At 39.8% G+C, this 21,104-nt stretch carries 18 protein-coding genes; 13 read left to right on the forward strand and 5 right to left on the reverse strand.

The window, feature by feature from the left end; translation table 11 throughout:
- Positions 1 to 8 precede the first annotated feature (8 nt).
- A complete protein-coding gene (gene gltB / locus FAZ15_RS08225; RefSeq protein ID WP_136900838.1) occupies positions 9 to 4,523 on the reverse strand; it encodes a glutamate synthase large subunit in 4,515 nt (1,504 codons plus the stop codon).
- Between the two features lie 375 nt (positions 4,524 to 4,898).
- Here gltB and FAZ15_RS08230 point away from each other — a divergent pair, with 375 nt between their 5' ends.
- The 4 genes from FAZ15_RS08230 (at position 4,899) to FAZ15_RS08245 (ending at position 8,345) form a co-directional block, all read left to right on the forward strand.
- Positions 4,899 to 5,996: a mandelate racemase/muconate lactonizing enzyme family protein gene (locus FAZ15_RS08230; protein WP_136900839.1), complete on the forward strand. Its 1,098-nt coding sequence runs from the start codon at positions 4,899 to 4,901 to the stop codon at positions 5,994 to 5,996.
- 56 nt (positions 5,997 to 6,052) lie between these two features.
- On the forward strand, positions 6,053 to 7,033 hold the full coding sequence (locus FAZ15_RS08235) for a deoxyhypusine synthase family protein (RefSeq protein ID WP_136900840.1): 981 nt from the start codon (positions 6,053 to 6,055) through the stop codon (positions 7,031 to 7,033).
- Between the two features lie 44 nt (positions 7,034 to 7,077).
- Positions 7,078 to 7,623: a hypothetical protein gene (locus FAZ15_RS08240; RefSeq protein ID WP_136900841.1), complete on the forward strand. Its 546-nt coding sequence runs from the start codon at positions 7,078 to 7,080 to the stop codon at positions 7,621 to 7,623.
- A 149-nt stretch (positions 7,624 to 7,772) separates the two neighbouring features.
- On the forward strand, positions 7,773 to 8,345 hold the full coding sequence (locus FAZ15_RS08245; protein ID WP_136900842.1) for a non-canonical purine NTP diphosphatase: 573 nt from the start codon (positions 7,773 to 7,775) through the stop codon (positions 8,343 to 8,345).
- 109 nt (positions 8,346 to 8,454) lie between these two features.
- Here the strand turns inward: FAZ15_RS08245 and FAZ15_RS08250 are convergent, their stop codons facing one another.
- On the reverse strand, positions 8,455 to 10,791 hold the full coding sequence (locus tag FAZ15_RS08250) for an OstA-like protein (RefSeq protein ID WP_238387197.1): 2,337 nt from the start codon (positions 10,789 to 10,791) through the stop codon (positions 8,455 to 8,457).
- 182 nt (positions 10,792 to 10,973) lie between these two features.
- Between FAZ15_RS08250 and tilS the strand changes: the two genes are divergently transcribed.
- The 5 genes from tilS (at position 10,974) to FAZ15_RS08275 (ending at position 14,716) form a co-directional block, all read left to right on the forward strand.
- Positions 10,974 to 12,299 carry a tRNA lysidine(34) synthetase TilS gene (gene tilS, locus FAZ15_RS08255; protein ID WP_136900843.1) on the forward strand — a complete coding sequence of 442 codons (1,326 nt, stop codon included), beginning with the start codon at positions 10,974 to 10,976 and terminating at the stop codon, positions 12,297 to 12,299.
- 5 nt (positions 12,300 to 12,304) lie between these two features.
- Entirely contained in the window at positions 12,305 to 12,793 is a 489-nt protein-coding gene (locus FAZ15_RS08260; RefSeq protein ID WP_238387198.1) for a hypothetical protein, read from the forward strand.
- A 169-nt stretch (positions 12,794 to 12,962) separates the two neighbouring features.
- Positions 12,963 to 13,280, forward strand: coding sequence for a DUF4834 family protein (locus FAZ15_RS08265; protein WP_136900845.1), 318 nt, complete (start codon positions 12,963 to 12,965; stop codon positions 13,278 to 13,280).
- A gap of 25 nt (positions 13,281 to 13,305) precedes the next feature.
- Positions 13,306 to 14,409, forward strand: a complete 1,104-nt coding sequence (gene recF, locus FAZ15_RS08270) for a DNA replication/repair protein RecF (protein WP_136900846.1) — start codon at positions 13,306 to 13,308, stop codon at positions 14,407 to 14,409.
- On the forward strand, positions 14,402 to 14,716 hold the full coding sequence (locus tag FAZ15_RS08275; RefSeq protein ID WP_136900847.1) for a DUF721 domain-containing protein: 315 nt from the start codon (positions 14,402 to 14,404) through the stop codon (positions 14,714 to 14,716). Before recF ends, FAZ15_RS08275 begins: the two co-directional genes overlap by 8 nt.
- Positions 14,717 to 14,730: 14 nt before the next feature.
- On the opposite strand, the gene FAZ15_RS08280 is transcribed toward FAZ15_RS08275, so the two are convergent.
- Both FAZ15_RS08280 and asnS read right to left on the reverse strand, forming a co-directional pair.
- Positions 14,731 to 15,351 (reverse strand): L-threonylcarbamoyladenylate synthase, encoded by a 621-nt coding sequence (locus FAZ15_RS08280; RefSeq protein WP_136900848.1) that lies wholly within the window; start codon positions 15,349 to 15,351, stop codon positions 14,731 to 14,733.
- Positions 15,352 to 15,479: 128 nt separating this feature from the next.
- Complete coding sequence (asnS, locus tag FAZ15_RS08285; RefSeq protein WP_136900849.1) at positions 15,480 to 16,925, reverse strand: asparagine--tRNA ligase; 1,446 nt, start codon at positions 16,923 to 16,925, stop codon at positions 15,480 to 15,482.
- 129 nt (positions 16,926 to 17,054) lie between these two features.
- Here asnS and FAZ15_RS08290 point away from each other — a divergent pair, with 129 nt between their 5' ends.
- Positions 17,055 to 17,888 carry a hypothetical protein gene (locus FAZ15_RS08290; RefSeq protein WP_136900850.1) on the forward strand — a complete coding sequence of 278 codons (834 nt, stop codon included), beginning with the start codon at positions 17,055 to 17,057 and terminating at the stop codon, positions 17,886 to 17,888.
- 122 nt (positions 17,889 to 18,010) lie between these two features.
- Here the strand turns inward: FAZ15_RS08290 and sucC are convergent, their stop codons facing one another.
- A complete protein-coding gene (gene sucC / locus FAZ15_RS08295; protein WP_136901203.1) occupies positions 18,011 to 19,204 on the reverse strand; it encodes an ADP-forming succinate--CoA ligase subunit beta in 1,194 nt (397 codons plus the stop codon).
- A 149-nt stretch (positions 19,205 to 19,353) separates the two neighbouring features.
- Here sucC and FAZ15_RS08300 point away from each other — a divergent pair, with 149 nt between their 5' ends.
- Genes FAZ15_RS08300 through FAZ15_RS08310 form a run of 3 tightly spaced genes read left to right on the forward strand, consistent with a single transcriptional unit; the run spans position 19,354 to position 21,095 of the window.
- A complete protein-coding gene (locus FAZ15_RS08300; RefSeq protein WP_136900851.1) occupies positions 19,354 to 20,007 on the forward strand; it encodes an ABC transporter ATP-binding protein in 654 nt (217 codons plus the stop codon).
- Positions 20,008 to 20,010: 3 nt separating this feature from the next.
- Complete coding sequence (locus tag FAZ15_RS08305; protein WP_136900852.1) at positions 20,011 to 20,481, forward strand: ATP-grasp domain-containing protein; 471 nt, start codon at positions 20,011 to 20,013, stop codon at positions 20,479 to 20,481.
- Positions 20,482 to 20,540: 59 nt separating this feature from the next.
- Entirely contained in the window at positions 20,541 to 21,095 is a 555-nt protein-coding gene (locus FAZ15_RS08310) for an HAD family hydrolase (RefSeq protein ID WP_136900853.1), read from the forward strand.
- Positions 21,096 to 21,104 lie beyond the last annotated feature (9 nt).

Raw genomic sequence — 21,104 nt, forward strand, 5'->3', positions numbered from 1 at the left:
CTCTTATTTTATGCTACAACCAATTTTTTTCTTAATACATTTTTATATTCACGTGGGAATACCTTGATGAAGCGAATCTTCTCTGCTGTCCAATTGTTTAGGATATAAGAGGCTCTTTCGCTATTTGTCAATAAAATATGACGTTTCAAAAGTGCAATGATTGCAGTTTCATCTTCGGATTCCAGTGGGTCTAGATCAACCATTTCTTGATTACAGTTTTCTCTAAAGGTACCGTTGATATCATAGATCCACGCGATCCCACCGCTCATTCCTGCTGCGAAGTTACGTCCAGTAGATCCCAGGATCAGCGCTTTACCACCGGTCATATATTCACATCCGTGATCCCCTATTCCTTCTACTACTGCAGTAGCTCCGGAGTTACGTACGGCAAAGCGTTCGCCGGCCATACCGTTGATAAATAAGTGTCCCGAAGTAGCGCCATACAGGGCTACGTTACCAATGATAATATTGTCGTGTGGAACTAGTGTGCTCACTTTCGCCGGATATATGGCTAATTGCGCACCCGATAAGCCCTTACCTACATAGTCGTTTGCTTCACCTTCTAATTCAAAAGAAATCCCTTTGGTATTGAAGGCCCCGAACGACTGGCCTGCCGAGCCTTCAAATTTGAAATTGATCGTATTATCTGGTAATCCTTCGGCGCCGTATAATTTGGATATTTCATTGGATAATAAAGTTCCGATCGTACGATCTGTGTTTTTGACCAAGAAGGTTCCGAATACAGGTGTCTTCGTATCCAAAGCAGGCTTAGCTTGTTTGACGAGACCCCAGTCTAAAATCATGCTCATGCCATGATCTTGCTCTTCGGTGTTATAAAGTGTTTCCCCTGTTGCATTTCGAGCGACGTGTAAGATTCCGGAGAAATCAATTTTGTTGGCTTTCCAATGCTTAATATCTTCACGTTTTTTAAGGAATTGTGCGCGACCTACCATTTCATTGATAGTACGGAAACCTAATTCTGCCATGATCTCCCGCATTTCTTCTGCTAAGAATTGGAATAAGTTTACGATATCTTCAGGTTTTCCAGAGAATAACTTACGTAATTCTGGATCTTGTGTCGCTACACCTACCGGGCAGGTATTTAAGTGACATTTGCGCATCATAATACATCCGCCAGCTACTAAGGCCGCAGTTGCCACACCCCATTCTTCAGCACCTAATAATGTAGCGATAACTAAATCGCGACCTGTTTTCATTTGGCCATCGGCTTGCAATACAACTCGACTTCTTAGTTTGTTCTGTACCAATGTTTGATGTGCCTCGGCTAATCCTAATTCCCAAGGAAGACCTGCATGTTTAATCGAACTGATTGGAGAGGCTCCTGTTCCGCCGTCGTATCCTGCTATTAGGATTACATCAGCGTGTGCTTTTGCAACACCTGCTGCAATTGTTCCGACTCCAGCTTTAGAAACTAATTTCACGTTGATACGTGCTTCTCTGTTCGCGTTTTTAAGATCAAAGATTAATTGTGCTAAATCTTCAATAGAATAAATATCGTGATGTGGGGGAGGAGAAATTAAACCCACGCCAGGTGTTGAGTGACGTACTTTAGCAATCCACTCGTCTACTTTGTGTCCTGGTAACTGGCCACCTTCTCCTGGTTTAGCCCCTTGTGCCATTTTGATTTGAAGCTCATCTGCTTGTGTCAGGTAATTGGATGTTACACCAAATCGTCCTGAAGCCACTTGCTTGATAGCCGAGCGCATCGAATCACCGTTGGGCAATTTTTGATAGCGTAACTCATCTTCCCCACCTTCACCCGTATTGGACTTCCCGCCGACACGGTTCATCGCAATGGCTAGGGTACTGTGCGCTTCATGCGAAATCGATCCAAAAGACATCGCTCCAGTTGCGAATCTTTTCATGATTTCACTCGTAGGTTCTACTTCGTCAATAGAAATAGCTGTACGGTGTTTTGCAAAATCCAACAGCCCACGTAGGGTAAAAATACGTTCTTTCTGGTTGTTGATAAGTGCGGAATATTTTTTAAAGGTCTGAAAGTCATCCGTGCGGCATGCTTGCTGCAATAAATGTACAGTTTGCGGATTCCACAAGTGTCCTTCGCCACGTCTTTTCCATTGATAGATACCGCCTTCTGGTAATAAGCTTTTTGGAGATCGATTGTTTTCAAAGCTTCTCCAGTGTTTGGCTAAAGCTTCTTTTGCGATGTCGTCTAGCTTTAGTCCGCCAATACGTGAAACTGCTCCACAGAAATATTTATCGACTACTTCCTTATCTATACCCAATACTTCAAATATTTGAGCACCGTGATACGACTGAAGGGTCGAGATACCCATTTTTGAGAATATTTTCAATAGGCCGTTGCAAACAGCTTTGACGTAGTTTTTCTTTAATTGATCCCAAGTGAGTTCGGTGTCTAATTGCCCTTCTTCGCGCATGGTACGGATACTTGCCAACGCCATATATGGATTAATTGCGGTGGCACCAAAAGCCAACAAGCATGCGAAATGGTGTACTTCCCAAGCATCTCCGGCTTCGACGACCAAACCAACAGCTCCTCGGTTTCCGGTTTTAATCAAGTGGTGATGTACAGCAGATACGGCAAGGATAGAAGGTATGGCCGCATGTTGTGAGTCTATAGCTCTATCCGATAAGATAATAACTTCGAAACCATCACGTACGGCATCGTCAGCATAGCGGCAAAGGCGCTCAATGCCGGCTTCTAAAGAACCTGGCTTGCCATCTGCACGGAAATAGGACTGTAATGTTTTGGCTTGGAATACGCCGGTGTCGATCGAACGCAATTTCTCCAGTTCGCTAGACGTTAGTATAGGATGTTCTAAGGTTACACAATGACAGAACTTTTTGTCTTCAATGAGTATGTTTCCGGCATTTCCAATGAATGTTGCTAAGCTCATGACTAAGCGTTCGCGAATAGGGTCTATCGGCGGATTGGTAACTTGTGCAAAGAATTGCTTGAAATAACTGGATAAGTGTTGCGGTTGGTCTGACAATAACGCCAATGGAACATCTGTGCCCATTGAGCCAATCGGCTCATAGCCCGTTACGGCCATTGGTGTAAGGATTGTTTCCAGGTCCTCACGTGAGTATCCAAAAGATTGTTGGTATCTGAATACAGACTCTTTTGATAAATAGGTGAATGTAACGCGAGGTTCTGCTAATTCCTCCAACTTGATTTTGTAATTGTCTAGCCATTCACCGTAAGGTTGTTGACGAACTAATTCACCTTTTACTTCCTCATCGCTTCGGATAAGGCCGGCTTCCATGTCTACAACAAAGATTTTTCCCGGTTGTTGACGGCCTTTTTTGATAATGGTAGCTTCATCTATAGGTAGAGCTCCGGCTTCAGAAGCTACAACAACACGGTCATCGGATGTGATAGCATAGCGCAAGGGACGAAGGCCATTGCGATCTAATGTAGCGCCAATCGTTTTTCCATCCGTGAAACATAATGCAGCTGGACCATCCCAAGGCTCCATTAATGTTGCGTGATATTCATAGAACGCTCTTTTCAATGGATCCATCTGTGTATTACCATCCCAAGCTTCTGGAACAAGCATGAGCATCACATGGGGTAAGCTACGGCCGCTGTGCAATAAGAGTTCTACCACATTGTCGAGGCAGGCTGAATCGGATTGACCTTTATCAACTACCGGTAATAGGATTTCCATTTCTTCTTCCGTGAAATAGGGGGAAGATAGAGAGCGTACTCCTGCATAAAACCAGTTTAGGTTTCCGGTAAGTGTATTAATCTCACCGTTGTGCGCAATCATGCGGAACGGCTGAGCCAATGACCAAGAAGGAAATGTATTGGTAGAAAAACGCGAATGGACCAATCCAAAAGCGGAAACTACGCGCGTATCGCGAAGGTCTTCAAAATAGGTGCCTACTTGATAGGTCGTTAATTGACCTTTGTAGATAATGGTCTTGCATGACAGCGATGCAATATATAAAGGTAGTGGGTAATCTTGTTTTTGTTTTATTTTTTGAATGATCAAGCGTCTCAATACATACAATTTCCGTTCGAACTCTTCCGTATTTGCCACACCATCAGGACGAGAAACGAAAAATTGAATAATTTCTGGTTCAGCTCCTAACGCTGTAGGGCCGATGCCTTGACGATTCACGGGAACGGAACGGAATCCAAGAAAAGTCATATTACGTTCTTCCGTAGCTTCTTGTATTATCGTTCGACAGAGTTGATTTAATTCGGCCTCCTTTGGAAGAAATACCATTCCGGTTCCATAATAACCAGGTTCTTCCAGTTGAATACCTAATTTAATACATTCTTCCCACAAAAATTCATGTGGTAACTGAATCATAATACCAGCGCCATCTCCACTCTCTGGGTCGCATCCACATGCACCACGGTGTTCCATGTTTTCCAACATAGTAAGCGCATCATTGACTTGAGCATGTGATTTTTGCCCTTTGATATGGGCAACAAAACCAACACCACATGCGTCATGTTCAAATTCCGGGTTGTAAAGTCCTTCTTGCTGCATTCTTTCGTTAATCATTTTCTCTCCTCAAAATATTGGTTTGCTAATATACGAATAATTTCTGTGTCGTATTGAATAATTTATAAAAATTATGTATTTATTTTGATTTTTCTTCAATGAAGATTTGTGAAAATAATTGAATTCGCATTTATTGCGCTTTTAAATACAAAAATGGAAATATCATTCAGTAGCGTTGGCGTATCGGCGAATAATGGTGTTTGTTTTTTTTTGGTGATAGCGGGGTACTCATCTTTTTTGTACTACTATTTGCCGTCCAAAGGAAAATTCTTGTTAACGTGCGTATTGATCTTTAAGGTGAGTTTTTTGAGATGTATGGAATCATTGATCCGGAACTTTATTATATTCGCTCAGGAATATCCGAAATGAGCGAATATGAAAATTACACAAGTAGAAATCTACCGTTTGAGTATCCCAATGGAACCGTTCGTCATTGCAACGGGAACGATGGACTATGCCCAAAATACGTTTATTAAAATTCACACCGATGCTGGCCTGTATGGTGTCGGAGAATGCTCGGCTTTCCCTATGATTGTGGGCGAAACACAGAATACCTGTATCAGCGTAGCACAGGATTTTGCGAAGATTCTGAAAGGCAAAGATCCGCTGGCTATTGCAGACCGGCTTGCCGAGCTTAACCTGTATATTGCAGGGAATGCTACGATTAAATCGGCGTTTGATATGGCGTTATACGATCTCGCAGCAAAGGATGCAAATGTACCGCTGTATAAATACCTTGGAGGTAGTCCACGTGATATCGCAACGGATATTACCATTGGTATTTCTACTCCAGAAGAGATGGCCACCAAAGCATTGGCGTTAAAGAACGACGGAGCCCTCGCATTAAAAATTAAATTGGGCAAAGAACCGCGAGATGATATTGGCAGGATACGAGCGATCCGTCAAGCAGTTGGATTTGATATTCCTATTCGTATTGATGCCAACCAAGGCTGGAGTTATAAGCAGGCGGTTGAAGCGTTAACGGGGTTAGAACCCTATAAAATTCAGTTCTGCGAACAACCCATGCGTACCTATAACGATCATTTAATGCCTGAATTACGGATCCAAACGATTGTACCGCTTATGGCGGACGAGTCTGTGTATTCGCATTATGATGCCGAACGATTGTGTAAAAATGACGCTTGCGATTATATCAACATTAAATTCTCTAAATCAACAGGAATTCATGAAGCGTTAAAGATTCAAGCCATAGCTGCAGAATATCATATTCCATGTATGATAGGGGGGATGCTGGAAAGTCGTTTAGCTTTAGCAGCGAAGGTGCACTTTGCCTACGCCGCCGCAAATGTTAAATTTTATGATCTGGATACCTGTATGGTCGGACATTTGGAAGATCCTGTGCTAGGCGGTATTCAGTATAACGGTTATCGTATTGCCATTTCAGATGATATCGGTATTGGAGCGGATATGAAACCGGAGTTTTTGGACAGGTGTGAAAAGTGGGTGATATAAATTTATATATTTACAATTATCTGTACCTTTGTCGTACTTAATAAAAAGAAGATATTATGAGTTCACAAAAAGGTCCTATTTCTCAGTTTTTAGAGAAAAATTACCTGCATTTTAATGCTGCTGCGCTAGTTGATGCAGCTAAGGGATATGAAGCCCATTTGAATGGGGGTGGCAAGATGTTAATTTCCTTGGGGGGTGCGATGAGCACGGCTGAATTGGGTATCTCGTTAGCAGAATTGATCCGTCAAGATAAAGTGGCTATTATTTCGTGTACAGGTGCCAACCTGGAGGAAGATGTGATGAATCTGGTGGCTCACTCGCATTACAAACGTGTGCCAAATTATCGTGATTTGACTCCGGAGCAAGAACGCGAATTGTTGGATCAACATTATAACCGTGTGACGGATACCTGTATTCCAGAAGAAGAGGCTTTCCGTCGTCTACAAAAACATTTAGAGGATGTTTGGCATGCGGCCGAAGTAAAAGGAGAACGGTATTTGCCACATGAATTTTTATACCAAGTGGTAAATTCGGGTGTGTTGGAACAATACTACGAAATCGATCCTAAAAATTCGTGGATCGTTGCGGCGGCGGAAAAAAACTTACCTATTGTTTGTCCGGGATGGGAAGATTCCACTACGGGAAATATCTTTGCGTCCAACGTCATCAAAGGAAAGTTACAAGCCAGTACCGTGAAGTCTGGTATCGAATATATGATCTATTTAACGGAGTGGTATCGGGCCAATTCAGGAGGTAAAGGTGTAGGATTCTTCCAGATTGGCGGTGGTATTTCCGGTGATTTTCCAATCTGTGTAGTGCCAATGATGTATCAGGATCTAGAGTGGGAAGACGTTCCTTTTTGGTCGTATTTCTGTCAGATATCGGATTCGACGACTTCGTACGGTTCGTATTCTGGAGCTGTTCCAAATGAGAAAATCACTTGGGGAAAATTAGATATTGATACGCCTAAATTTGTCATAGAATCAGACGCTACGATAGTCGTTCCGCTGATTTTTGCGTATTTATTGGGACAATAACATGTCAGATATTAGATTTGAGATATTAGAAATAAGATAGCGCATTGAAGAACTTATTGACAGATAATCCAGTAGCACTACAAGCCCTGATGTCGGAAACAATTTTTTCGACGGGATTTTCTGTGCAAGAGGATGTCAGCTCATCTGTTTCTAATACAACTACAATTCCTCAGCCGAACACAACTACTGGATCGGTTGAGGAATTTATATACCAAGGGGATAAGTCTACAGGTGTCCTTTTTATCCTGCGCTACCCCGAATATCCCTATTTTTCACCACAGGCGGAAGAAGCTTTTGTCAAAACGATAGGTGCGTTACAACTTACACCACATAATGTTGCGGTGGTCAATTTGGCTAACCCGCATAATCCGAATGATTTTAAACGTATCATGCAGTTTTTTCAACCGAAGAAGATAACACTTTTGGGGGTCGAACCTGCTTCACTGAATCTGCCGGCTATTGCCCATAATTCGTATATGAAAGGCAAGATAGCTACCGTATTCAATACATTTAGTTTTGAAGAGATGTTTGTCGATGTGGAGAAGAAGAAACTATTTTGGGGAGAGTTTAAGACTTTTATTGGGAGTTAGTGACTAGGGGTTAGGTGTTTGGAGTTAGGGATTGGTGACTAGTGATTGGAAGTGGCGATGGTTAATGGCTAGCTTTTTAGCTTTGTAACCTTTTAGCCTTTTCACTTTGTCACCTTATTACTTTTGATTTTTACTTATTACGTTGAAACATGCTAGAATTAGTTTTTGCTACAAATAATGCCCATAAATTAGAGGAGGTACAACAAGTCGTTGGAGATCGCTTTAAAATTCGATCACTTGCTGATATCAATTGTCAGGATGATATTCCGGAGACGGGAGATACCTTTGAAGAGAATGCGAAACAAAAGACAGATTACTTGGTCAATAAGTATGGTCTGTATTCTTTTGGGGATGATTCCGGACTCGAAGTCGAAGCACTGGATAACGCACCTGGTGTGTATTCAGCCCGGTACTCGGGATCGCGGGATATGGAAAAGAATATTGATTTGGTGTTGGAGAGCTTAGGGGATAATCCGAATCGCAAGGCCCGTTTTCGAACGGTTATTTCACTTTTTCTGAATGAGCAGCAACATTTCTTTGATGGAACAATCGAAGGCTACATTATTGAGGAAAGAAGGGGAGAAGGCGGTTTCGGATACGATCCTATTTTTATACCGGATGGATACGATAAAACATTTGCGGAGATGAGTGCTAATGAAAAGAATCAGATTAGTCATCGTGCGATTGCTGTACGCAAATTAGCAGATTTTTTGAACGATTAACAAGATTGCCGCATCGTCATTTTTCCTCCTCGCACTGACGATGTTACTTGCTCGTCACTGCGACGTGGCAGTCTTTCTTAAATTAATACACAAATAATATCTTGGCCACCTATTCATCAGAAATATCCTCTTGCTCCGCTTCGATTAAATCTGTTTTTATAGGCTTATTTTCCGTTCCCTGTTCCGTCGTTGGGGATGGATCAGTTGCTTCTCCAGTTTTTGGAATCTCACGCTTGCGATTGAGCAAATCTTCTTTTGAAGTCGGCCTATCCTGCGGTCGCCAGATAAAACCGGGCAATATCTCATTTTCTTGAGTTACCAGTTTGAAAGGATACACTTTTTGATCAACTTTTCGGATGGAAACATAATCTATAATTTTTTTGCCTTCCATTTTTATCTTTATCCGGGCCCCTCGATCGTGAAACATTTCGGTAATAATGCCTAATTTTGCATTTTCCGTAAATATGAGATTCTCTGCATTTCCATCTACATACAATCGGTCGATATTATTGTTCGCAAAAAACGCCGTAATCTTTCGTCCTTTTAACTGATTGAATTTAACGGTATCCAAAACTGCATTAACCATCATAGCGTTTTCTTTGAGCAAAGCATTATCCAGCTGTTGGTTTAATATCTGCATAAAAATAGTATCTGCAGAAATTTGGGATCCTTGTGCCCAAATCATCGGTCGGCCCATAAAACGAAACATGGAGTCGGCCATACCATAATAAACAGAATCTGCTACCGCCTGCAAATCAGATTTGAATAATCGCACATTATAATAGGCTTTCACGATGCGAGTACGTGCGGTATCAGATGCGGCATTTATAGTCGTACTATCACCTGTAGAAATATTCTTTATAGTAGTATCTTGAGTTTGTGCAATCTTTAGTGCATTATTAAGGAGACTATCTGCCTCCGATCCTGTGGGGATGACAGCATTTTGACGCGTCAAACTATCCGCTTTTATAGTCGCTTCGATGGAAAGCGGTTCGTCCTTTTTGTTGTTTAGGGGCTTCTTCGTCTGTATAGTGGGTTTCTTCGGTATGTTTTTTGGGATGCTGTCGGGAATGGTCTCTTGTAAAATGTCAATTTTTTCCAAATTATCAATTACAGTTTCTCCCGAGTCCAGGTTTAGCGTTAGTGCAGCTGAATCCGTATCTAAATCAATTGAATCCTCATCTAGATCCGAATCATCATTATCTCCATAATCCACATCGTCTTCAACAATTAATTCCCCTCCACTGCGATCTAGTTTTAAATCGAGGGCATTATATTCTTTCAGCAAAATTACTTTTGAGAATAGGGTATCGGCGGTAAGGTACACCGAATCCATCTTGGCCTCTTCTTTAAGCTCCGATGGTGTTATCTCAGCTTCGGTAGCTGCGATGCTGTCGGTATCTGCTGTTAGATTTGGATTTTCTTGTTTTTCTAACTCCCGTTGTTCCCTCCGGCGTTCGCGCCGCGATTTTGCTTCAGGAGTATTCTCTGTACTGTCTATTTTTGCGCTATTATCGGTGCTGTCATTTTTGACCAACGTAATGATCAGGGGTTGTTCCGTCATGGTGATCGATTCGTCCGATTGTCGGTATAAGCCAAATCCTCCATATGCATAAAACTTGTCGAGTGTGTCGACAAAAACGACATTTCTATAGGCCTTGCCTATACCGATTTCCCGTTCGTAATGAAGACTATCGCCTTTTAAGAACTTCGTACCCTCTGTATATAAATTGTTCTTGTTAAAGTCAGCTACTCCGGTGCCGGTATTATAATGTCCTCTTTCGGTGTACAGATTTTTTTCTCCCGTATTATCTTTTATGTTAGTTGGTCCAAAAAAGTAGGTCATTCTAGCGGCCGAATTATAACGCATGGTATCGGTGTAGATCTTAACATTGGGTGTTCGTACAACTACCTTATTACGAAAATAGGCATCTTTCGTGTTCTCAAAATAATGTGCGTTTTTTGAGGTAATCGTGTCGCCTTGTGAAATGATACGGCCACCGCCTGTATAGGTGCCCACTTTAGAACGCATCTTATACGTTAGGTAATTGGTCGTCAAGGTAGACATGCCATCTACCATTCGTACATTATTGGTTAATCTCGCATTTTGCGCAGCTGCGTCATAATGTAAATAGTCCGAATAGATAACCGTACCCGAAGGCTGGGTGATAACCACGTTACCGAATGCTTCAAAAAACTGACGTTTTACTTCGTCCTCATAGATGTATCCGCTATCTGCAGATAAGGTACTACCTTTGTGTTCGTATACCGGACGGTAGAAGATCATATGTCCGGTTTTTGCATTGATTCGCCCGCTACTCGAGGATACCAGATTCAATCGATCTTGTCCACCGCCTTGTTGAACAGGATTTCCTCCAATTGGTATTTGACCAAAAGTAAGTTGTAAACTGAGAACGGAAAAGATAAAAATCAACCAATATTTCACGAAGGCAAAAATATGTAAATAAATAGCAAAATAATGTTAATTGATAAATTTTCACATAGTTATTATTTGTTCTACCGGTGCGTTTGACGTTTTGTGGAATTTGTAACAATATCTCCAGAAAATCTACTTGATCGGTTTTGTTTAAATCAGTAAAATCAATTAATATTAGTTAAATTTGGTTAATGGTACTGTTAGATCGTTTTAAGAGTTATTGTTTTGATAATGAGTTGTTTGCTGAGGGAGACAGGATTTTGCTCGCTGTTAGTGGGGGACGTGATTCCATGCTGATGGTTACCTTGTTTTTGAAAGTGCAGATAAATATTGAAATTGCACATTGTAATTTTGGTCTTCGCGGACAGGAATCAGATGGTGATGAATCCTTGGTGCGAGTTTTTGCGCAACAACATGGGATACCCTTTCATGTAAAGAAGTTCGATACCGTTTCCTATGCTGAAATGCATAAGATATCCATTCAAATGGCGGCACGAGATTTACGGTATGGTTGGTTTAATGATCTTGCACGGGAATTGGACTGTAGGTACATCGCGGTTGCACAGCACAAAAATGATCATATCGAAACGGTACTGTTGAATCTGGCGCGTGGAACAGGACTTCAGGGACTTCAGGGAATCAAACCAAAACGTGATAATATTATTCGTCCGCTTTTGTTTTTGACGGCTGCAGAAGTAAGTAGCGTCGCAGAAGAACTAAAGGTGCCTTTTCGGGACGATTCTTCTAATTTTTCGACTAAATATGCTAGGAATAAAATTCGTTTAGATATCATACCACAATTCGAGTCTTTAAATGCTGATTTTATTGATACGATGGACAAAAATATACAACGTTTTCAAGAAAATTATGTGTTACTCCAGAGTTTTATTAACCCGTTGCGCAGTCAGTTGTTTGAAACGGATGCAGGGGGAGGCTGGAAAATTAAAAAAGAAGATCTGAGTAGGCAAAGTATGCCATTGCTATATGCACTCTTTGAACCTTTTGGGTTCTCCATAATGACGCTTCAGGATTTGCTGAAAGCATTAACGTCAAATGCGGAGTCTGGTCGTATTTTCGAATCGAATAAATATCAGTTATTATTAGATCGGACCTATGTACTTCTCAAAAAGAAAGATAGGCTAGCGACCGAGTTGGACGTGTCGGAAGATGCAACGGTAATAAACTGGTTAGATAAAACCTTCGAAATTCTGCTCTCGGAGCACACAGAAATTTGCCCTGATGTTCAAGTGGCACAAATAGATTATAATAGGCTTATTTTCCCGTTGAAAGTTCGATCTTGGAAAGAAGGAGATACGTTTTATCCCTTGGGAATGCAGGGCAAAAAGAAACTGAGCGATTATTTTGTGGATAGAAAAGTTAGTCTTTTTGATAAAAAGGCTATTCCGATTTGGGTAAATGGAAACGGAGAGATTATTTGGATTAGCGGTTATCGTCTGGATGATCGGTATAAGATTACAGATAATACGCAAAAAGTACTTACCTTAGTTTGTAAATAATAGATATGGACAAAGAAAATCTTTTTGTTGAAAGACAATATTTGGGAAGAGACAAAACATGGATCAGTGTGCGTCTTATTTTGGCATTGTTCTGTTTTATTGCCTACTACCTAAATTTAGATCATTTGGCATCTAGGCAATTGTTTTTTATTGTAGGAGGGATTATCATCATAGTCTCTATTATTATGATGTATATGTTGTTGTATAAAACCTCGGTTACACCAAATAATATAACAATCAGCGGACTGTGGTCTACCAGTCTAGTAAAAATTGATTTATCGTCGATTATCTCTGTTGAGAAGAAACGGTATAGTAGTTTTATATTTAATAATCCGGTGTATAATTTACATACTAAAGGTAAAATACGCTTTTATGCGGGCGGAAAAGATGCCGTATGGCTGAAGGACCGTGATGGACTTGTTTATATTATAGGAACTCAGAAGCCAGAAGAATTGGCAACTGCAATTCATATGGCTAAGCGTGCAGAATCTTAAAAAAACGTTAAGGGTATTGACTCTGACATTTTTTTGACGCTTTCGTTTTTTAAAATTTTTATATTTACGCTAATTGAATGAAGGTATCTATTGCTGGAAGCTGGCTTCGGTCATTTACTGTACGACAAGATAATAGGTGCCCTTAATTAGAAAATAGAGAACATAAGAGATGACATTTTTATATTTTATTTTATTCACCATACTATTTTACTACGTTTTTAAGTTTTCGATGCGTTTGATCATGCCTTTCGCTATGCGTAAACTGGCGGAGCGTATGATGAAAAAAGCACAACAATCACATCAGTATACCCATGGAGGGCAGAACCCTTTTGGAAATTCGAATTCTTTTGGGGGTTATCAAGATCAATCGCAATCCCGTAAACCGGATAATAAAGTACATGTAGATTATGTTCCACGGAAAGAGGAACCTAAAAAAAATGGAGCTGCAACAGCTGGAGAGTTTGTCGATTTCGAAGAAATTAAATAGTACTTTTGGCTTTTACCCTGTTACTATGTGGCTAAAGCAACTATCCGTTTTAAATTTTAAGAATTATACAGAATCGACATTGGATTTTCTGCCCGAAGTGAATGCTTTTGCTGGACAGAATGGAGCGGGTAAGACCAACCTATTGGATGCGATTCATTATTTATCCCTCTGTAAATCCTATTTTAATCCCATTGATTCACAACATATCAAAAAAGGGGAAGATTGGTTTATGGTTCAGGGCGAATTTGATACCGACGATCGCTTAGATAGCATATCATGTAGCCTTAAGCGTAACCAAAAAAAACAATTTAAGCGTAATAAAAAAGATTATCCGCGGTTGGCAGACCATATCGGGCAGTTCCCTTCCGTAATGATTTCTCCCAATGATAGTGTTATTATTACTGAAGGAAGTGAAGAGCGTCGTAAATTCATAGACAACGTCATTTCGCAAACGGATAATAGATATTTAGATACACTTATTACCTATAATAGGATATTACTTCAACGCAACGCGGTATTGAAAAATATCAGAGAAAATGGTGTTTTCGACCTAGGTCTTATGGATGTCTTAAACCTCCAATTAGTAGATGTAGGCAAAATTATTTACGAACGTCGAAAACGATTTATGACCTCATTTTTGCCCGAGTTTCAACGTCATTACAGTTTTTTGTCGGAGGGTGCAGAAGATGTGTCTCTCGAATACGAATCTCAATTACATCGGCACGATTTCCTCTCCCTTCTGAGCCTAACTCTCGAAAAGGATCGGATATTGGAGCGTACTACGCACGGTATTCATAAGGATGATCTGTCGTTTACGATTCATGAAGATATGCCATTGAAAAAGTTTGGTTCTCAAGGGCAGCAAAAGTCGTTTCTTATCGCGTTAAAATTAGCGCAATATAGCTTTCTACAACGTGAGAAAAAATATAAGCCCCTTCTATTACTGGACGATATCTTCGATAAACTGGACGAAAAACGGACCAAGAAATTGATGCAAATGGTATCGAATGATGAATTCGGACAAATTTTTATTACGGATACTGATGCCTTCCGGCTTGAGAAGATTTTTGAGGATATTGCCCAACCTATACGTATCTTTGCTATACAAGGAGGGACGGTAAATGTATAGGAAAAAGCTAGAGGAAATTCATACCCGAGATGATATCAGTATGAAACAAGCGGTTGAAAAATGGCTTGAGGTTTTCAAATTGCGCAAAAAATTTGATGAATCTTCCATTGTTTCGGCTTGGCCTGAGATAATAGGTCCCTCTATAGCCAACCGTACGCAGCAAATCTATATTAAGGATAAGAAACTCTTCGTGAAGGTCGAATCTGCAGTGATCAAAAATGAACTGGCCTTAATGAGAAGACAGATAATAGGTCGTGTAAATGAACATGTGGGGCAAGTCATCGTAGAAGAACTGATCATTCTGTAACCCGATTTTTAAGTTTACAAGTAAAGGTCTAAATCGCCTTTTCCGTCCCGGATTACTTCAAATTCTCCATTGGTTAGGTCAACAACGGTGGAAGCGATATTGTCTCCATATCCGCCATCAATAACCATATCCACTTTATCTTCATACTTCTCGTAAATCAATTCCGGGTCGGTCGAGTATTCTATGATTTCATCTTCATCGTGAATGGAGGCCGTTACGATGGGATTTCCTAATTCTTTAACAATTTCGCGTACAATGCTGTTGTCCGGCACACGTATACCTACCGTCTTTTTCTTCGAACTCAATAATTTGGGTACCTGATTACTTGCATTAAATATAAAGGTAAAAGGCCCTGGTAATGCCTTTTTTAGTACGCGGAATACCGTTGTGTCAAAAGGTTTGGTGTATTGGGATATATCTGTCAGATCGTAACAGATAAAAGATAAGTTGGCCTTATCGGGGCGCAGTCCGCGAATGGAGCAGACGCGTTCAATTGCTTTTTGATTCGTGATATCACATCCAATACCATATACCGTATCAGTAGGATAAATTATCACACCGCCTTTCTTCAAAATATCTACCGCTTGTTGGATAGCTTTTGGATTCGGATTATCTTCGTATATCTTAATTAACATTTTATAAAATCAAAAAAAGCATATTTGCAAATTTGCGTATTCGCGAATATAATTATTGTCTAGTATAATTAAAACCGTCAAAAGTATAATTTGTTTTGACGGTTTTAAGGCGTTGGCATAGGTTATGATTAAAATTCTGCGTTGTTGGGCGTGCGTGGAAAAGGAATTACATCTCTAATATTGGTCATACCTGTTACAAAGAGCACCAATCGTTCGAAGCCAAGTCCAAATCCCGCATGAGGTGCGGTACCAAATCGTCTTGTATCCAGAAACCAATCCATCTCTTCGGCAGGAATGCCTACTTCCTCCATGCGCGCTAGCAATTTGTCAAGATTTTCTTCCCGTTGCGAACCGCCTACCATTTCTCCAATGCCTGGGAACAGGATGTCCATCGCGCGTACGGTATGGCGTCCTTGTGCATCAGGTTCATTTTGTTTCATATAGAAAGATTTGATCTCTCGCGGATAATCGATCAGGATTACCGGTTTTTTAAAGTGTTTTTCAACGAGATAGCGTTCGTGTTCTGATTGCAAATCGGCTCCCCATTCGTCAATCAGATATTTAAATTGTTTTTTCTGATTGGGTTTACTGCGCTTTAATATTTCAATAGCATCCGTATACGTTACGCGTTCGAAATTATTTGCTAAAACAAAGTTTAGTTTATCTACCAAATTTAATTCAGCACGCTCATTTTGAGGTTTAGACTTCTCTTCTTCTAATAAGCGACTTTTCAAAAACTCAATTTCTTCTGCGCAATGATCCAGTGCATATTTAATCACATATTTCAATAGATCTTCTGCCAGATCCATATTGTCTTCCAACTCGTAGAAGGCCATCTCGGGTTCGATCATCCAAAACTCGGCCAGGTGACGCGTTGTGTTGGAATTTTCTGCGCGGAAAGTAGGGCCAAAAGTGTAGATATTGCCCAATGCCATGGCTGCAAGTTCCCCCTCGAGCTGACCTGATACCGTTAAGTTCGTGGCTTTGCCAAAGAAATCTTCTTTATAGTCTATTTGTCCTTGCTCGTTGCGCGGAATACTGTCAAAATCAAAAGTAGTTACTTTGAATATTTCACCTGCACCTTCAGCATCCGATCCGGTAATAATAGGCGTGTGCATGTAGACAAAATCTCTTTCATTGAAGAACTGATGAACGGCAAATGCTAATGCATTTCTTACTTTGAAAACTGCATTAAATGTTCCTGTGCGAAAACGCAAGTGTGCTATTTCGCGTAAGAATTCTAAACTGTGCTTTTTAGGCTGTAAAGGGAACTTCTCCGGATCAGAATCACCTAAAATTGTTAGTTCTTTTACTTTAATTTCAACACGTTGACCTTTACCCAAAGATTCGACCAATGTTCCTTCTACGCGTACAGCTGCACCGGTCGTTACCCGCTTTAATAAAGCTTCTTCTGTATTTTCAAAATCAACTACTGCTTGGATATTATTTAAAGAAGAACCATCATTAATCGCTATAAATTGATTATTGCGGAAAGTTTTTACCCATCCTTTTACAATAACATGTTTGCCGAATTCTTCGGATTTTAATAGTTCTTTAATACGTGTGTGTTCCATTTTAATAATAAACTTCTGTGTTAAGTGTCACAAAAATACGCTATTCTGTTGGTTATTGGTAATAAATGAGGAATTTATGAAAAAAATGAGCAAGATGAATTGATTGTAAAAAAAGTTATCTTTATAGTCATGAAAAGTTACTTACTGAAAATATTAATCTTGTCCATTGCCTTGCTTGTATCGTGTGGTAAAAGCGATGATGGACAGCCGGTTAAGAAGACGATAGACAGAATCTTAATCGCTCCGGAAAGTATTGTTCAAAAAACTGGAGTGGAATACTATGTCATTGCGAGGTATTTTAAAGATTATGATGAAAAGGATAACGTCCGGTTAACGGTAGATGGTCAATCTGGAACGATAATAAAGGAAGAAAAAAAAGAACTTGAGGGGACTACAATACTATTCAAGCTTCCGCCAGTCAATCAAACCGGTGATTTGACGATGAAATTGACGATCGACAATGGCCAAAAAGTCGTGGAACAGGAGAGCATGCTGCGCTTTGTTGCTGATTATACCTTGCCGACAGTTTGGCAAAGCCTAGATAGGGCCTATAGAAACCAAATGTCATGGATTGGTCGTCGGTTTAAAAGTGGAGGTAGCGCCATCAGTATCATTTCACATGGAGAATCGCTACATCCTTCTGTCGGTTTATATTATTCAAAGGATAAATTGTATGACCAGTTGGTACATGTTCCGTTTATAGAGGGACTTAGTGGTAACTATTTGTTGTATTTTGAACACAATTCCCTAAAAGAATTAAGAATAATACACGGAGAACCGATTAAAAATCCTCAGTATAGTGCAGAAGAGTCCCATGCAGAGATTCGTACAGAATTGGGTGCTACACTTGTTTCGACGGAGGAAAGAAGCAGTTATATACTAACCACCTATAAGAAAGATAATTTTACATTGAGAGTAAGTGAGAACGAAAGTGCAGTACATACGTTGGTTACGAAAGAATAGCTTAGGGGATACTTCTTTCAACGTACCTTGCGTAGTTTTCGATTTTGGAGGTATTAACAAAAAAGGCCGATTTTCCATTAAGAAAATCGGCCTTTTTATCTATTTAAAAAACAAAAAATTATTTATCCTTTTAATACTTTAGTAACCAGTTCAGCAGCTTCTTTTAATTGAATAGCAGAATAAACCTGTAATCCTGATTCGTCGATTAACTTTTTAGCTTCAGCAGCATTTGTACCTTGAAGACGTACAATGATTGGAACAGGAATGTTTCCAATTTCTTGGTACGCATCTATAACACCTTGAGCAACACGGTCACAACGAACGATACCACCGAAGATGTTGATTAGAATTGCTTTTACGTTAGGATCTTTTAAGATGATGTTGAAGCCGGCTTTAACCGTTTCAGCATTTGCTGTACCACCCACATCTAAGAAGTTAGCAGGTTCTCCACCAGCTAATTTGATGATATCCATAGTCGCCATTGCAAGGCCGGCACCATTTACCATGCAACCTACGTTACCGTCAAGTTTTACATAGTTTAAGTTAGATTTACCAGCTTCAACTTCGGTAGGATCTTCCTCACTTACATCGCGTAATGCTGCATAATCCGCGTGACGGTACAGTGCATTCTCGTCTAAGTCTACTTTTGCATCTACCGCTAAAATTTTGTCATCAGATGTTTTTAATACAGGGTTGATTTCGAACATAGATGAATCTGTTGAATCGTATGCTTTATATAAAGCAGCAACAAATTTTACCATTTCTTTGTGTGCACCACCAGTTAGGCCTAAATTGAAAGCAATTTTACGTGCTTGGAAACCTTGTAAACCAACTTTAGGGTCGATTTCTTCTTTGAAGATTAAGTTTGGAGTTTTCTCAGCTACTTCTTCAATATCCATCCCACCTTCTGTAGAATACATAATGATATTACGACCTTGAGCACGGTCTAGTAACACAGATACATAAAATTCTTTCGTTTCACTTTCACCAGGATAGTATACATCTTGCGCAACTAATACTTTATTTACTTTTTTACCTTCTGGTCCAGTTTGAGGAGTTACTAATTGCATACCTATGATATCTGTAGCACGTTGTGATACTTCTTCTAGGTTTTTAGCTAATTTAACGCCACCACCTTTACCGCGACCACCAGCATGAATTTGAGCTTTGATTACAACCCAGTCAGAATTGTATTCTTCTTTCAATTTTTTAGCAGCTTCTACAGCTTGCTCTGGGGTTTCAGCAACAATACCTTCTTGTATTCTTACGCCAAAACTTTTAAGTATTTCTTTTCCTTGATATTCGTGAATGTTCATCGATAAAAAATTTGGTGTAAAAATAACATTTTTATTCGTAAGGGTCAAGGGTTTGTTAGTTAAAAAACCACTTTTTTCATCGCTGCACATTGTGTTTTCAATATGGTGAATAAGGAGCTTAGTTTGATACTTTTTGCTAACTTCGTGTTATGATATTGAAAGCAAGTAATATTTATAAAAGCTATGGTGAACTGCCCATTCTGAAAGGAGTCAATCTGGAAGTGGATAAAGGTGAGATTGTTTCGATCGTAGGAGCTTCAGGTGCAGGCAAAAGTACCTTGCTACATATTATCGGAACTTTGGATAAGGCCGATAAAGGGGAGCTTTATATTAATGACGCTGCCATACATTCTCTCTCTGCCAATGCACTGAGTGCTTTTCGCAATGAACATATTGGTTTTGTATTTCAATTTCATCATCTACTACCGGAGTTTACGGCGTTGGAAAATGTTTGTATTCCCGCTTACATCAAAGGTGAAACCCATGCGCAAAGTGAAAAGAAAGCGATGGAGCTATTGGAGTTGTTGGGTGTAGCCGAACGTGCAAAACATAAGCCTTCCCAGATGTCTGGAGGCGAGCAACAGCGTGTTTCGGTAGCCAGAGCATTGATTAACAATCCGTCCATTATACTTGCTGATGAGCCCTCGGGCAATTTAGATTCTGAAAATGCGTCATCGTTACACAATTTGTTTTTTCATTTACGGGATACGATGCACCAAACGTTTATTATTGTGACCCATAATGAGGAGCTGGCTGGTATATCAGACCGTACTATTCATATGCGAGATGGACTTATTTATTAAATTATGCAGAAGTTACTAATTACGTTCGGTACTCGGCCGTTGGCAATCCGTCTGTCGAAGTTAGTGCAGAACAAATATAAAGTACTTCTTTCCACTTCGGAGGAGGTTCCCTCTGTGTTAAAAGAGAAATACCTGACTATTCCGATAGGAACGAATCCTACATTTTCGCACGAAGTACTCAAGCTTGCATTGGATAACAACGTGCAATTCATTCTTCCTTTGGGTGCGGCTGAAATACAAGCTATTGGTGAATCCGTACAGCTATTCGAAGAATACGGTATACGTGTTATCTGTCCTTCAAAAAATGAACTTTTAGGACTGGATGTGTTATTTGATCCAACGAAAGATTTACCTTTAAGTGTTGTTTTGGATCGTGTGGATTTAATCTCAGACCAACCCGTTGCTTGTGCCGTTAATGGCTTAGGCATAGTTTCAGATTCTGGAGATGATTTCGTTTTAGCGGTTTTGAAATAGTATGAAATACGCTTGCTTTCCCAACTGAGCTTGTGAGCTCACGAAGTAATAATACGCATATGAATATTGAAAATATTCCTTTAGACAAGGAAGTTTATTTATTTGAAGTTGACGATGTCTTATTTACGAAGTCTGATTACGACTTACAGGTCTACTATCTTTTTGCAAACTTTATGGAGTTTACAACGGGATTTTTACGGGCAAATGATCTAGTGGATTTCATGAAGAAAGTGTATGAAAACCAAGGAGAGCAATTTGTTTTTGAAGGACTGCAAGAAACGTTCGGAATTGAAGAGAAATACAAAGAAAACTTATTACGATTAAACGTTAATGCCCAGTTGCCACTCAAACTAATATTATTTAAAGAAGTGGAAGATTTGATCGTTCGACTTTTTACACAAAATAAGCAGGTAGCTATTTTAACAAAGGGTAATCCGGTCGAACAATTAAATAAACTCAAGCACATAGACTGGGGAGAAGCAAATCGGTTTAGAAATTTTATTAAAGTTTATTTTGTCGATGAATTAAAGTTTAGATCTTTAGAACCAATTGATTATCTTGCTAAAGATTACGGTGTGACACCTGTAGATTTATATTGGATTAAGGCTGATTAGAGATATAAA

Source organism: Sphingobacterium olei, assembly GCF_005048855.1.
Taxonomy (GTDB): domain Bacteria; phylum Bacteroidota; class Bacteroidia; order Sphingobacteriales; family Sphingobacteriaceae; genus Sphingobacterium; species Sphingobacterium olei.